Raw genomic sequence first — 15812 nt, 5'->3', positions numbered from 1 at the left:
TGCCAGCAACGTGGCGGCTTCTTAAGGGAGAGCAGCATTACCGAGGCGCAGCTTGGTCTGCGGCACCTACGTCTGGAGTACGGCGCTGCCAGGTGATAAAGATGACCTACAGTGAGACATCTTGAAAGCGTTGAGTGCATTTCGCTTCTCAGTAGTCCTTTAAGCCCCATTCGATTTGATCGGCCAAGGTGGGGCACACGAGTCCTGAACTTCGCCACAGCGTACGGGAGAGAAGCGACTTAAACGTCCGGAATACAGGCACAGAAGAAAGGAAATCAAATGTACCTATCAATCATGAAACCTGATGTTCTCCGAGAGGTTTCCGTGCTTGGTCGTGGCCTTTGGGTCGTTGAGGGGCCGGACGGCCCCGTGCTTGTCGTCAAAGTTGGAAAAGAGTTCATTCTGGCTGCGCGTGAGATACGTGAACTGAAGCTTTATTTGGCGCCTTACGGATCGGGTGCCGTCACTGGACTTACGTTGTTGACGACATGCTTTGACGACCCACATAGCCCGCTAATGATTAAGACGCCTCTTTTGGGCGGGGATCTTCTTACACAGGCACTACAAAGCCTTCCAGATGATATCAGTATCTGCTTCTTCGATGAGCACAACCGCGAGCTCCTGAGCTGCTCAGCGCAGGCCTGTATCAATGAGCTTCGAGAGCGTGCAAGGCTCGTCAGTCCTCTGGAAAATGAGCACTGGCATCCGATGATGGCACAGGCGGAGATCTGGTTCAGCGTTACTACCGCTGAAGATGACGCCCGCGCCATGACGGTGAGGCTCCTGGACGATCTGTTTCCCAGCGACTTCCTGATCACCGACTTTACCCGTCAAGGATTCCAAGGCTCTAAAAAGTTTTCGTACACTCAGTTGGAACGGCCAGAGCCCGGCCCGCTTCAGGAGATTGATATCATCTATCTGCTCCAGTGGGCCTATTCAGCTGAGCAAATCATCCATGGCCCCCTGAAAGTTTCCGACGGCGAAGAGCTGGCGGATGCTGTGGTTTTGGGCCGCGAGGTAACCTTGCTGCTGCAGGCCAAGGACAGTCCTAACACCGCTGCAATTTTGGGCACAAAGCTGGAACGGAAGCGGAAAAAAGCCGTTAGCCAGTTGAAGGAAGGCCTGTCGCAGTTGCGTGGCGCGATCTCGACGATCAAGCGTGAAGGAAATCCTCTACTGAAGCTTGTTAGTGGCGAGCCCCTTGTTATCGACTTGGCAGCGCGACCGTTGGTGGGCGTTGTGATCGTCAAGGAGCTATTCATCGACGCCTACGACGAGTACGGAGCCCTGATCTTGGATTTCATGGATGAAGTTGGTATTCGCGTATTAGCATTCGATTACAACGAGTTTGCGGTCATGACCCGGCATTGCCCATCAGAGCAAGCGCTATTATCTGCGTTCTGGCAAATCTCCGAATGCGCGGTTGAGCGCCGTATCTATTCCAGACTTCGCTTCCCTGGGCTTCCGCCTCGCTGATTCGGGCGGTCGGCACTGCTGCGCGGTACTCTGTAACGCACTCTCAAAAGAACACTCGAAAAGGAACATGTTTTGAGCAAGCTCGAACAAGGCGCCTCATTTGGCCAATGGACACTGACGCACCGACTCGGCAGGGGCGGGAATGGCGAAGTATGGGAGGCCATTAATGAGATCGGAGAAAGCCGGGCGATAAAAGTCCTCATTCGTGGCGGCACAGATGAGCCGTACCAGCGTTTTTGTCGAGAAATTGAAGTGTTGAAAGGACTCGGCATCCCAGAGGGGATAGTGCCTCTACTCGATAGCTACATACCAGAAAATCCCAGAAAAGAGCGGCCTTGGTATGTAATGCCTATTGCCGTGCCTTACATGGATGACGTCGAGCGGAAAAAGCCTTTCGAAATCGCCTCCGAGTTCCAGAGTTTGGCAGCAACGTTGTGTCGGCTGCACAATCAAGGCATCTCTCACAGAGACATCAAGCCTGCCAACTTCCTTATTTTGGATGGCCAAGTCTGCCTTTCGGACTTTGGCCTCGTCAAAATCCCCGATGCGGAAGGAATCACGCCCGAACGACGAGACGTCGGTGCGAAATACACGATGGCTCCTGAAATGAGAAGGACGCCAAGCGAAGCCGATGGGAAGCTGGCAGACATCTACTCGTTAGCAAAATCTCTATGGATGGTGCTCACGGGTAAAAGTCTCGGATTCGATGGGCAGTATGACGCCCGCACTTCTGTAGGGCTTCGTAACTACCTGTCTGACTATTACCTGACCCCATTGGATGAGCTCTTAACCGCCTGCACCGAACACGAGCCAACTGCTAGACCAGCTCTTGACCACTTCATTGAGACGCTCGAAGCATGGATGCACATCAATGACGACTTCGATACCCGCAATGGGCATGAGTGGCGGGAGGTTTCCGAAAAGATATTTCCGTTGGGCGCGCCGGCCAGGGCTCAGTGGGAAGACCGGCGTCAGATCTGCGCCGTGTTGAACGCTGCTGCGTCGAATTCTGGGCTGAATCACATGTTTTATCCGACTGGAGGTGGCATGACGCTCTTGGGAGCAGACCTTGCCCCAGAGGCGGACATGATTGAGCTGAAGGTGAGTGATCGCATGTACGACATTTGCTGTCCTGAGCGCCTCTTTTTCGAGTCTTACGCCGGAAAACCCGAGTGGAATTACTTCAGGCTTGAACTCAAGCCTGTTTATCCAGCGATGGAAGATGAGGCTGCCGGATACCTAGAGGACTCTGAGGAGCTGACTGAAGTTCTGCCTGGGGTATACGCGCCGCTGGAGGCTTGGTTTGAGGATGAGCTAAATGGCAAACCGCTGACCGATGCCGCGAGGCGGGTAACTCGATTATCAGGTGGAAGCTTTGTGATCTTCAGTACCTCTTCTGTCTACAACCGTGTACCAGGTACCTACGATGGACGGCACAACACGATGTCCTCTGATGAATTCAGAGCATATATCCACCGGAGTGCAGACAGGGATCGCTGAATGGAACGGTGACGAATTCTAGTCGTGCTAGAGGGTGCTTATGTGATGGGATTTAGCGACAAATCAGCGCGAAGAAGGGGTAATAGAGCAGCCATCGACGTCAATCACCGATTATTTTTAGGATGATTTCAGAATCGTCTTGATCGTCTTGATCATCAGGTGGCAGCTCACCTAGTTGTGCATCGATGCTCTCCAAGACTTCTGATGCGCCGACGAGTAAGGCTTCTAATTTTTGTTTTCGGTCATTCAGAATACGACGACGGTTGGTAGCGGGATTTGGCGCCTTCATCAAATCACTTCTGTCCGCAATGATCCTTATCAAGGTGATATCGAAGCCCTCGTCCGCTTCAGCTTTACTTGCGAGTTGTACCCACTCTTTGGATGAGTCGAGCGCTCTCTGCGCCGCCTCGGCTATGCAAAAATTGACGATTACTTTCGACGCTCGGTCTACGGTTTTTGCCATTTCAACGTATGTTTGTACCTCTTCTGATTCTTTGTCACTGATGCCCGGGGCACTGGACGTTGAGAAGTATCGAAAGTGAGGTGTGTCAGGGTCTAAGCTTTCCAATGCATTGAAAATCGGCTCCATGCCTGCGAAAGGGCTTCGCCCAAGCGCGTGCCGATGTGCCCACAATGCTAAAACCGCCTCACGCACGTTTGCCATCTTAACGGGGCGGTCATCACCACTCGCCGATTCAGCCTCTTGAATGAGTTCGGCGATGTGATGAGCCATCCAGCGACCAAGCGTATCCACTGAGTTATCAAATCCCTGCTCTGTGACCAATTTTCTCCCAAGAGCCATGATGGCTTCAGAGCGTTTGGGCTGTTCCGTCACTTTTGAAGATGAAAATTCGGCTGCTGGGTAAAATGTATTTGAGCTCATCTTCGCTTACGTCTCGGTAATTTTGGTGGCGAGCATGTCTTTCAACTTCGACCTCCACGATCAAATCTTTGCCTACCGCCTTTAAAAACTCAATGACAAAAGAAGTGGACGCTTCCAGCCGAACTCCTGAGCGATGATCAGATCTATCATTGTCCCCGAAGTAACCCCAAGTCTGGGAGCGCATGACGGGCAGTGGAGATGAAGGTGTCATCCACTCCCTGCGATCAAGGTCAGTCGACATGCTCATAAGGTCGACAACGAACGGCGCCGGTTCGGGAACCGGGAAACTTACATTGCCCGCCCATGGATCCCTCTTGTCCATTCCGGATTCATATTCCTGATCCTGAATCCAACCCTTAAGCCGGTAGGGCGCAGTGTTGAACTCCAAGTCGTCGCCGGCGTCTGGTATTCGGAAATCGTGTGGGTGTTCGACGGTCTGGGTGGCGCGTAAAAGCGAGGAAGAGGTGCTCGGCGATACTAAAGCTGAACGCACCAAGATTGACTCTGAATGATTTGCGTCAAATCCAGACCAGGTGCCCCATATCGTCATCAGACCCGAGCCTGTGTAGAGGCCCCGATCAAAGTCGTGGATAGAGATTGATTTTAGCCACTCATCGCCATCGTCCCGTTGCGGCCAGTCATAGCGGCTCGCCGGTTCTGGGTCACGTCGATCGGCCAGCCATCGTCCATCCGGGCGTGCGATATCGTGGCGCGTTAGCCACTCAGGAAACTTCTCTTTATACCTATCTTCGCGAACCTTAACCTGCGGGTGGGTCGAGAGCAGCTGGCCGGCAGTCATCATCATCGCGTGATAGGAATGGTAAAAACTCAGATCTTCTACACGTGGATAGATGCCCTGTCTGCAATTGGTATCCTCATAGCGAAAGAGCTCCGCCTTGTTTCTCGCATCGACACCCCAGTGAAGTGCGTTTGTGTTACCTAGCTCGTTGCGCAGGGTTTTTCGTGTCTCATGACACACCTGAGATTGTTTCATCCCAAAGCAGCGTCCAAGGGGCGCTAACCAATACTGATCAAAATCCCCTCCGAAGAAGTCCCGTCTACCCTCGATAGATTCCTCGTCCTCTGACGCTGTGTTTGAAGCAGAAGGAGGGCTTTGTTCGACGTTTTCGTACACACATGCGCAGGTATTCGCTAACTGTCGCTGAGTCTCGGGGGGGGCAGTGACAAGTCCCTGCTCAATCAGAGTCATCAATGTACGGGCGGCAAACAGTCGAATGAGTACGTGGTGTTGGTGGGGATCAGCCTTCACAAGGAAGTAGCCAAGGTGCGGGACTAAGGTGTCTGGATATTCCAACGCGGCACGTGATGCCGCGATCAGCAGCCACTGGTGGGCATGCAGACTGTAAAACTCGAATCGAGTGTCTGCGTACGGCATCTTTGTGTCATTGATCGCATGAGCAAACAGTGCTTCGATGATCCGCTTTCGATTCAGCGCACACAGCGCAACCACGGTATGAGCCGCTTCCCACCGCGTCGCCGCTACCGGTGACGCCAGGCCCGCCCATATGTAGCCCGCCAGTGCATCTTCGACCACAGTAGGCGGGGCAAGTTGTTGAGACCAAGGGCCATCACCGTCGCTCTCTTCCAACACAGCATCGAACAATTCCAAACCATAGGATAAAGCGCCCAGCGCCTCCTCATCGGTCAGTTTGTCTGCGAGCAGTCCAACGAGGCTGAAGAGGCGTTCCGCCTCCGCGAGTTCCGCTGATTCAGCGATTGCGCCTAAAACTGCGTCCAGTAACTCATGCTTATCGATACCGGTTGATTGGTAGGCGAGATCGAACGGCATCACCTCGTGATACCGGTTACGAGTGATTTCCATGCAATGCCGTCGACAAACAACCTTCAGCATGGCGTCAAGTGCCTTGCGCAGCGCGGGCCGGGCCTTCCAATTAGGTGGCAGCGTTTCCAGAAAATTGCGTATGTCCCACAGGCTAAACTCCGTTGCGTTTGCGAAGGTGGTAAGGAAGGAAGATTCTTTGCCGACTTGAATTCGTTCGAAAATTTTGCTGAAGAACACATCCATGTAGTACGGTGGCTCACCATCCCTGAATCTTTTATGGGCGGTTGAAATCCCCGTCGATGTGCACAGATCGCAACCGGAAAACACTTCGTCCCAGTCATGTTTATTTTGCGAGATACGCGCTTGATGGTCAGACTCACTGGGTTGGCCTTTTCCATTGGCCGCTTCATTTTTGGCGGCCTCGCTAGTACGCAGGCTCAACCCCGGTAGTGTCACGGACGCAGAATTGGCGATGGACTCAAGGGCCTGCCAGTGCTCAGCTGTCTGCGTCTCCAATGTCATGTAGCGATGAGCAAGCTTAAGGGCTGTTTCCTTGACTTGATGCTCGGGGCAAGCTTCAAGTGCCTTCTTAACCAGCGCGTTTTCATCCCATTCGGCGCGAAAACCAATCATGGGTAAAGCGTCTAATGGGCTGATGTTTTTTCTGTCCAGCAGCGTGCGGATCGCGACCTCCAGGATCCTGCCGTCAGAGCCGAAGTGACGATCACGCCAGCGACTCGTGATGGCTAGTGAGGAGGAGGGGCACAAACCGACCAAGGCTCCAATTGTGGCGTTCCACGCGAAGTGTTTATCCCGGTCTACATAGCTTCGGGTTACTTCAGCACATCGGGCAAAATTGTAAGCTACCTCCGGTGCTGGGCGCGTTTCATTAGCTGCGCGTTCTGCTAGCTGGATGAGGGCTTCCCAGCGAGCGAAGTTTTCGTCACCAATCTTGCTCGCTACTTCGACGGCCTCGTTGAAATAATCTTCTGCATCGGTAGGGCTGACCGGCAGTAATGAGCGGGCGACGTCAACCAACCCCTCCACCAAATGTCGCACATCGGAACGTTCGGCGCGATGCAGCGTGGCGGCCTTTTCGGCCATTTCAAATGCGAAGTTTTCCGCGCCGACAACGGTGGCGCAGAGACGCGTAAGACGATTGAGAGTCGGGGTGAATAGCGGACGTTTCAGGGTTGTCGTCCAGTCCACCAGCTCTTTTATGGTGCCGTGCTCAGCTACCTGAGAGGTCAGGAGGATGTCTATCCATAAATTCGCGATTTCGTTGGCTGTGTGCGGGTGGTCGCGATATCCATACGCCCATGATCGAGTAGAGGTCGATTTGGCTTGGACGACGGCTTCGATCAACTGTGCTTTCGCCAACGTGTTGACAAAAGACTGCGCCCATAAGTTGACCCATGGAATCAATGCGCCAATTTCTGCCTCGAACTCCCTCAGTTCCTGCGACTTGCTATGTGGCTTGACGGCCTGCATTTCTTCCTTAAGTGTTGGCGACGCGACATCGATCAATTCCAGAGACTTGTGTGAGAGTGCGGCGTGTAAGGCGCAGGCGCGCAGGTACGACGTTGGGCTGCCGCCGAAACGTGATGAAAGATGAGCCGGAGCTTGAGAGGGGAGATAACGCGCTAGTAGATCGCGTGCTTCAGAGGCATCGCAAATACTGTGGTGGTACGCGGTCTCGATTACAGCCAACACCGCTGATAAAGGAGGTGCCCGATTCGAGGCGCCATGATTAATCTGGATCTGCCAGCGGGCCAGCAACTTGAAGATACGCTTTATAGGTTCGGTTGGCAGCCAGCGATTCAGATTCCGAACCTCTTCCGCCAGCGCAAGCACTAACGGCAGGTCATTGCCTGCTTCTACCGCTAGCTCATCTAGTTTCTGATATCGTCCATGATCCAATAGGCACTTCGCGACAATACGACCTGCCTCATAGGATATCCAACGTGAAGTCCACCTACGCAGGCTGTCAGCGGCGGAATCGGCGCCGTGAATATTGAGATGCGCGATCGTCATCATGGCCCGATCTTCATTTGTAACGGGTTCTTTCTGCCGCTCCTCGGCCGATAGATTCGCCCAATTGCCCAGCCACTCTTCTGCCATACGCAGACGACTTCGAGCCTCACCCATCAAATCAGCATGGCCCGAAAGAGTCGTGGCTTCGTATACATGGTGAGAGCCGATCCAGCCGGAACCGAATGTGCGACGCGAAACAATTTCCTGGACGCCGTTACTGTCCATGAATACTGAGACCAAATCCGCGTTCTCTTGCAAGAGAGCACGTTGCCTTTCGTCACCGGCACTTTCACCGCCAGCCTTTAATGCGAGCTTCGCTGCCTCTGGGTAACGCCGGATGCGCAAGCTTGCCTTCAGGGCAAACTGGAGACGCTGCAACTCGATATCACGACGCTCCACTGGCCCGGAATCGGGAAGGCCGCTTGAGGTCAATGCCAGATCCACCAACTGAGAGAACTGTCCGGCTTCGAGCATCAATTGCGGTAATACGCCTGCTACGTACGCACTGGATGAACTCAGGTCTGAAATTTGCGCAATGAAGCTTCCTAGCTTTGACGCATCTGGTTTAAATCGCTTACGGAACCAGCTCTCTGCTGGCTCATCGAAAAACTGGATCGTGCCTTCGTTGACAACAAGAGGTCGGCCAAGGTCTAGCGCAAAGCTTCTGACCAAGTCTGGGTTCACACCTGACATTTCTGCGAGGACTGCGATAGGTATCAGCGGACGTAAAGCAGCGAGGCCGGCGCAAATCAAGTCAATTTGTGATCTCTCAGGATTGCCAGCCGCATCGCGTAGGGTAGCGATGGATTTTTCCAAGAGAGTGTCGATGACGCTGTCTACGGTCGTGGGATTCGGCCCGAGCAGGCGGAGCATTTCGGGAAGCGTTTTCTGACGAGAGAGCGCGAGTGCTTGAACCCGAGGGTTGTGTGAACTTAAGCGATGAAATTCTGCGACATCATGCTCAGAGGCGTCAGCGAACGTTTGGCGCAGGTGCGCCGACGTCTCTTCCACAGTAAATGTGTTTAACGCAAGCGACAGCGCGTGGGGAGGAGGGTCGAGCATAATCTCCCGGTAAGGCCGGCATAGAGCAACCAGTCTAACCCCTTCAGGTAGTGTTTCACGTAGGAGGTCGCGAACAAACGAGCGAGGCTCTCCTACCTCTTCGGCGGCCATCTGGGCGTTATCAGCAGCGTCGACGATGATGCAAAGCAGCGCGTCTGTATTCTTCGCACGAAGCATTGCTACAGCCTGTCCTACACGGTGCATGAACGCTCGCATGTAGGCGGTGCTATCAGCATGCACTGTCGGAATCAGGGGGTGACAAAACCCAAGTGCTGAGAGCTGATTGGCCAATTGCACAAGGGCAGTTCGGTGCCGGTGCCGGTAGCCCGTTACGCTGCGATACTGTCCATTTCCGAAGCAGTCATAGAGCAAGCCAACCGATCCGTTGGGTAGGCTCTGACAGATCCTGGTTGAGAGGACTGACTTCCCAACACCAGCATCAGCGTGCACGATCACAGGTGTGTCAGCCGCATCAATGATAGAGCGGATGACTGCTTGTTCTTGTTGGCGAGGTATCGCCTCGGCAAGTTCTTCAATCAGGCAAGGCGCAGGGAACAGTTGAGCTTCGTCCGTGTGCAACACACGGAGCACGTCCATCTTGGTGATGGCGGGATTGGTCGCGCTTTCTGACAGCGCTTTACGGTTCACCAGATCCTTCAGCCTAATGGGGGCATCGACATCCATGTCCGGGAGATACCCACTGACGTCTTGGAAAAGGATGTTCCTCTGAGTCCAATAATTATCTTGGCTGCCATCCAATCGAAGCATGCCGCAGAATGAAGCAAGCGCCTCATCATCCAGTGACGTGAAAGCTTTAAGCTTGTTGAGGTTGCCAGGATGCCGGGGCTTCTTCTGTGAAGCGGCATCCTCGACTGCCGCGATGAAATCAGCATTTATAGTGCGATTCGTGACGAACCAAAACTCAAGCCTCTCATTCAGTGGGACGCCTGGCAGCTTCTGCTTAAGCGCGGCGTAACGCTCAGCAAATCCACGGATCGTCTTTTCCAGACCACTCGGTTGCCACACTTCATCGACCTGCAGCGTCGAATGCTTGAGCTGCATGTAGCGAATCCGCGTCGCGCTTTCTAGCTCAGTGCTCCCGTAGTATTCAGCGATATCGATGAGCTGTTCACCCACTTCAACCTGCTCGCCCCCAGGAAACTCTGTGGTTGCAGCACCTTCGATCGTGATGGCTACAAGACCTGATTGCGGTGCGAGTAGCTGCAATGCGCGGCGTGCCGCCCATAGATAATGGAACTGATCACCATCGCGGCTGGCACGAACGAGCATGCTTTCGGACATTTAGACACTTCCCTGATTCAGTGCGGAGCACGTCGCTGTGTTCGGTAAACTACAGATTTTGCAAGCGTTCGATTTCGCCATACCTTCTCCACCATGGCAATAGCAACACGCGGTGAGGCTAGCATTTGCACATCCGTGCAATTTGATTAATCGCAAGGTGATTTTCGGCGGGAGACCTCTATTAGCGCGATCCACCATTAGTACACCTGATGCGGTTTGGCGCGCTCACTCTGTCCATTAAAATGAGTATGCTAGGATTGTTATCTATACCCCGCTTAAACTTATTTGGAGCATCAAATGTCCCGTCTTGCTGAGTTTCGCAAACTCGAACAACAACTTGCATCCCAGCTTGCTGAGCTTGAAGCAATGAAGGGCGATGCTGGCCTCAAGAAAGAAATCGAATTCGAAGCTAAGCTGCGCGCTTTGCTCGCTGAGTACGGCTATAGCCTGCTGAACGTGATCAACTTGCTTGACCCTAAGGCTGGTCGTCGCGCTCCAGCAGCCCAGCCACAATCGAGCACGCGCAAGCCGCGACAGGTGAAGGTCTACAAAAATCCAGAATCTGGCGAGGTGGTGGAAACCAAAGGTGGTAACCACAAAACGTTGAAAGAGTGGAAAGCGAAATATGGCTCGGACACCGTAGAGTCCTGGCTGACAAAGTGAGTCTGGTTTGAGTACAAAAGGGCCTTAAGCAAGGCCCTTTTTTATGCAGAGTAGTGCTTCATTGCCCGCCTGAGATCAAGGCAAAGATCGGTCACTACCATTGTCCTTGGCAAGCAAGCAGCCAAGGTGATTCCGGGTGCGTGGGTTGATCGAGTTTGCAGGCAAAGGCAATGCGCCAAAGATGGCAGACCCGGCCAGCTTCAACAAGGCGTTAGTCGAAGAGCTGAACCGCAGTTAAGACAATGACGCGGGGGAAGAAAAGAAAAACCCCGGAGGTTGGCCCTGCCGGGGGTTCTATTGTCTCCCTGTTTCCCTGTTTCCCTGTTTCCCTGATGGGAAGAGAACATCACCAAAGTATATCAGTGCTTGCCAGTTTTTCGGTCAGCAGGAGGCGGGGGGTATTGAGGTGCACAGCACCTGATTGACAGTGCCCGCACCTTCCAGGCTGCAGGTGCCTACGCGCTGCTCAGGATTTGTTCGGAAATGTTTACCATCGCCCGGAAAGCGTCGCCAGCGCTATGCGCCAGTCAAGATTGCCAACCAACTCTTCCACTGTGATGGTGGCATTCAAAGAAATTCTTTTCGGATGTCGATACTCGAGCGTTCGCCAATATTGCGGTAGTTCTCCGCGAGCCACGCCCCGGCCTCGCGTCGTCCGTTGTCGCGCAGTCTGCAAAGGAAGCCCCAGTCCGCGTTGTACTTGCTGGACACGCTGAGCGCACACATCGCCTCGTCTGATTTAATGGAGTGGATCAACATCTCCTTCATCTCGTTGCGATCGACCTTGCCTTGCTGGATAAGGTCGGTGACAAAAGCGATGGTGCGCAGTTCACGCATCAGCGACGAATTGAAGCTGATTTCACTGATGCGATTGAGGATGTCGGCAGCAGTAATGGGCACGCCTGGGCGGACGAGCGGGTTAATGTGGACGATCACCACATCGCGTGTATTGCAGTTGTAGATCAACGGGAAAATAGCCGGGTTCCCCATATAGCCGCCATCCCAGTAGTTCTGCCCGTCAATCGTGACCGCCTGGAACAATGTCGGCACACAGGCCGAAGCAAGCACCGCTTCAGCGCAGATGTCATCGCCCGTGAAGATGCGTATCTTCCCCGTCTCGACATTGGTCGCGCACAGATAGAGGTGGAACGGGCATTGGCTTCGCAAGGCGGTAAAATCCACCTGCCTCTCCAGCACCTCCCGTAGCGGACTCAAGTTGCGGCGATTGAACTGGTAAGGAGAGAAGATACGAAGCGTCATGTCCGCGAACGTATACATGGGTGAATAGTCCAACCCGAAACTGTGCCTCCCTTTCAACCATGGCATCCAACGCAACGGGTTATAACGCTCGGCGGACTGCGCCACGGCGTACCAGAAATCGTGCAGCGCCTGGCGTGCGCCGGCCTCGCCACCTTGCAGCATGCCGGAGGCAAGTACGACGGCATTCATCGCGCCGGCACTGGTTGCGCTCACCCCTTCAATGGCAAGCCTGCCGTCCTCGAGCAACCGATCGAGCACGCCCCAGGTGAACGCACCGTGCATCCCGCCGCCCTGTAAAGCCAGCACGACCGACTTGCGCTCGTCACTGCCCCGAGTCATCAATCGCTCACCCCTCGCTTGATGCCCATGCATCGAGCAGCGCCTTGGCTTGTAGCAAATCGACGCTTTCGAAGCCCTCGGTGAAAAAGCTGTGAATGTCGGCCAGCATTTGCCTGGCCGCCTCTTTGTCTCGTGTTTCCCATAGCTGAGCAAGGCTGACTGTGGCGCGTAGCTCGAATGACTTTGCCCCTTGTTGTCGAGCGATTGAGATTGCCTTGTGAAAGCATGCTTCCGCTTCCTGCCACACGAGAGAATCCTGTCGGTCTTCTCCCGAACATTGCAGGGTAAGAGCGCCCTTGAGGCGGTACAGCTCTGCCTCGTAAAAGTGTTCGCCTGTTCTGTTCACCATAGCCAGAGCGTCGGTCACGGCATCCAATCCTGCCTGCGGTTGCCCGGCGCGCCTGTGCGCTGCGGCTAGCAGGGCCAGAAAATAAGAACATCCAAGCTCTGCTCCGGCTGCGCGGTAAGTGGCAATACCGTTGGTTATCTGAGCAATTCCCTCGTCAATGTTTCCCTGCTCGGCGCGAGCCCAACCTTGAAGAATATTCCCCCTTGCCAAATACAACGGAAATCCCTGCTCTAGAGAAAGCTTGATGGCGGCATCTGCACACTCTTCGGCGAGTTGTACGTCGTACCGAAACTGTCCCAGTATCGACGTAGCGGACAGGGTGAAGGCTAGGCTGAATGGGTGGGCAATCTTCTTGGCCAGAGCAAGGGCATCCTGGCTGCGCATGCTTGCCTGATTGGGAAAACCCAAGTACCAAAGGCTCCAGGCCGAAAATGACAGGGAGTAGCTCGGATCCATGCCGTACGTAATGGAATGTGTGCGATGGCGATCAGGGTCGTAGAGGACACGCGCCCGTTCCTGATGGTCATGGGCGTTTTTGAGATCGCCCTGGAAAAGCAATGTCTGCCCAAGTGCCGCATGGGCTTCCACGAGCAAGTCCGGATCCTGCGCGGTTTGCGCAATACTGAGCAATCGTTCAGCCAGTTCGCATGCGGTTGAGTATTGCGTACGCAACGTGTAGTAACTCCACAGCCCCAGCAGCGCAGAGAAAAGCGAGTCGTCGCCTACTTGCGCGCATAGCGCCAGTGCACGGGTGTAGGTGGCCGCTACCTCGGGCGCACCATAGCCGCGCACGGCCATCAAGGCCGGCCCCAGGGCGAGTAGCAACGTCAGTTCCTGATGTGCACGCGTGGGTGTGTCAGGCAAATGCTCGAGCAATTCCAGTGCCGCGCCGAGATGACGCATCGCATCGAGATGGGCGGAATGCTGGAGGGCCTGTTGCCCGGTACGGTGCAGGTATTCCACGGCCTTCGGGACATTGCCGCTCAGCTTGTAGTGATGCGCCAGTTCGCTGCAGTAATCCGTGATGCGAGTGGGGAACAGTGCCTCGATGGCCTGCGCTGTGCGCTCATGCAGCGCGCTACGCCGCTCCGTGAGTAGCGAGTGGCCCGCGACCTCCTGGGTCAGCGCATGTTTGAACGAATACTCCACCTCTGGAAATGCGGGCCGCTGGTAAATGAAGTCCGCGACCTCCAGTCGGGCGAGCAGATCGCACAAATCGTTGTCCATCTGAGCGTCCTGCCTATCACAGATGCACTGGATCAGACTGAACGGAAACTCTTTGCCGATAACGGCGAGGGTCTGCAGCAATTCCTTCTCCGCAACGGGGAGCCGGTCGATACGGGCGGCGAGTACACCCTGCACGGTGGTGGGAATATGCAGCGCAGCCGGAGTTTGCTCGATCCGATATTGACCGGGTTCACCAAGCAGCAATTTCTCCTCGACCAGCGTTTGCACCACTTCCTCGATGAAGAAAGGGTTGCCCTCCGTCTTATCCAGGATGAGCTGTTTGAGGGGAACGAGGGTGGGATCGTCCCCAAGCAGAGTCGCGAGCAGTGCCTGGGCTTCGACCGGGCCCAGCGGTTCGAGCCGCAGCTGGCTGCAATGACCCGCGCGCGTCCAAACAGGCTGATACTCGGGCCTGTAGTTCACGAGGAGCAGGATTGGGGTGCTAGCAAAGTGGTCGATAAAGTACGCGAGGAATGCTTCGGTCTCGCAGTCCAGCCATTGCAAATCCTCAAACAGCAGTTCAATGGGTTGATTGCGGCTCTCGCACGCCAGAAGTTGAGTGATCGCGTCGAAGGTGCGATCGCGCCGGATCTGAGGATCCATTTCCGCGAGCACTGAACTGCGTTCGCCGACACCCAGCAGATAGAGCAGGTAGGGCACGAGATCCTCGAAGCTTCGCTCGAGCGTAAGGGTCTTGCCCATGACCTTTTCCCGGCACCGCCGCTCGTCGTCTTGGGCGGTGATCTGAAAATAATTGTTCAGAAGCTCGATGAGCGGGAAATAGGCAAAGGCCTTGCCGTGCGATACCGAGAATGTCTCCAGCACCAAACAGCCGCGCCGCGAGCGCTCCTTGAACTCATGAAACAGCCGTGACTTTCCGACGCCGGCCTCGCCTACCACCGCGACGACCTTACTGTGGCCCGCTTTGGACTGTTCGAGCGCCTGATGCAGGTGGTCGAGCTCGACTTGGCGGCCGACAAACCTGGCCAGCCCGCGATGTGCCGACAGTTGCAGGCGTGTGCGCAGCGCGCCGAGACCCTGCACCTCGTACACAATGAGGGGCTCGGGAATGCCTTTGACCTGGGCGGCCCCCAGAGCCTTGAATTCGAAATAGCCCTCCGCTAGCTTGTAGGTGGGCTCGCTCACCAAGATCGACGATGGTGCTGCGATTCCCTCCATCCGGGATGCAATGTGGATCGTGTTCCCGACCGGATCGTAATCGGTGTGCAAATTGTCCGTGCGGATCGAACGCACGACGACCTCGCCGGTATGGATGCCGACACGGATTTGCAGCGGAATGCCTTTCTCCAGGCGAATGCGGTCGCCATGTCGGCGTATCGCCTGCTGCATGCGCAATGCCGCATACAGCGCCCGCTGCGGATGATCCTCATGGGCGATGGGTGCACCGAACAGCGCGAGTATGCCATCGCCCAGCGTCTTGGCCACGTAGCCTTCGTAGTGGTGCACGGCTTCCATCATCAGCGCGACGACTGGCTCGATCAGGCGGTGGGCCTCTTCCGGATCGAGGTCGTGGATCAACGCCGTGGAGCCGGCCATGTCGGCAAACAGTGCCGTGACGGTTTTACGCTCACCGGCGGTCTCGCCCCGGGCTTCCATGGCCGCCTGTTCGGCGCGGATGCGCTCGGCAAGGTGGTGGGGCGTGTAATGAATGGGCGCTGGAGAGGGCTCTGAAACTGGCCAGGGGCGAGGTGATGGAGCAGCAGGCGTATCGGTCAGCGGCGCGCCGCATTCACTGCAGAATTTAGCGGAAAGGCCCGCCTCGTGGCCGCAGCGCGGACAGCTGCGAGACAACCCGGCGCCGCACGCTTCACAGAAGCTGGCCCCGGAGGGATTCTCGAGTCCGCAATTTGCGCAGAGCATAAGATCTCTTCCCTTTTGCACGCGTTCAAGAA

The 15812-nt window shown here is 55.2% G+C and carries 7 protein-coding genes and 1 pseudogene; 4 read left to right on the top strand and 4 right to left on the bottom strand.

What is annotated here, in order from left to right:
• Positions 1–279 precede the first annotated feature (279 nt).
• Complete coding sequence (locus ACYZT5_RS07665; RefSeq protein WP_462050549.1) at positions 280–1476, top strand: hypothetical protein; 1197 nt, start codon at positions 280–282, stop codon at positions 1474–1476.
• Between the two features lie 72 nt (positions 1477–1548).
• Complete coding sequence (locus tag ACYZT5_RS07660) at positions 1549–2976, top strand: protein kinase domain-containing protein (protein WP_462050548.1); 1428 nt, start codon at positions 1549–1551, stop codon at positions 2974–2976.
• A gap of 100 nt (positions 2977–3076) precedes the next feature.
• Here the strand turns inward: ACYZT5_RS07660 and avs3b are convergent, their stop codons facing one another.
• The gene (gene avs3b / locus ACYZT5_RS07655; protein WP_462050547.1) at positions 3077–3859 is read right to left on the bottom strand and encodes an AVAST type 3 anti-phage proein Avs3b; all 783 of its coding nucleotides are present in this window, start codon (positions 3857–3859) and stop codon (positions 3077–3079) included.
• Positions 3786–10061: an AVAST type 3 anti-phage nuclease/ATPase Avs3a gene (gene avs3a / locus ACYZT5_RS07650; RefSeq protein ID WP_462050546.1), complete on the bottom strand. Its 6276-nt coding sequence runs from the start codon at positions 10059–10061 to the stop codon at positions 3786–3788. The genes avs3b and avs3a overlap by 74 nt, the downstream gene beginning before the upstream one ends.
• A gap of 297 nt (positions 10062–10358) precedes the next feature.
• Between avs3a and ACYZT5_RS07645 the strand changes: the two genes are divergently transcribed.
• Entirely contained in the window at positions 10359–10724 is a 366-nt protein-coding gene (locus ACYZT5_RS07645) for a histone-like nucleoid-structuring protein, MvaT/MvaU family (protein ID WP_462050545.1), read from the top strand.
• A 65-nt stretch (positions 10725–10789) separates the two neighbouring features.
• Positions 10790–10962: pseudogene (locus tag ACYZT5_RS07640) on the top strand (alpha/beta fold hydrolase); the annotation flags it as partial.
• A 329-nt stretch (positions 10963–11291) separates the two neighbouring features.
• On the opposite strand, the gene ACYZT5_RS07635 reads toward ACYZT5_RS07640, so the two are convergent.
• Both ACYZT5_RS07635 and ACYZT5_RS07630 read right to left on the bottom strand, forming a co-directional pair.
• Positions 11292–12323, bottom strand: a complete 1032-nt coding sequence (locus ACYZT5_RS07635) for a patatin-like phospholipase family protein (RefSeq protein ID WP_462050544.1) — start codon at positions 12321–12323, stop codon at positions 11292–11294.
• A 7-nt stretch (positions 12324–12330) separates the two neighbouring features.
• The gene (locus ACYZT5_RS07630; RefSeq protein ID WP_462050543.1) at positions 12331–15780 is read right to left on the bottom strand and encodes an adenylate/guanylate cyclase domain-containing protein; all 3450 of its coding nucleotides are present in this window, start codon (positions 15778–15780) and stop codon (positions 12331–12333) included.
• Positions 15781–15812 lie beyond the last annotated feature (32 nt).

It is taken from the genome of Pseudomonas sp. LB3P14, from assembly GCF_054898045.1.
Note: the sequence above shows the minus strand (reverse complement) of the source record. Positions and strands in the feature narration are given on the sequence as shown.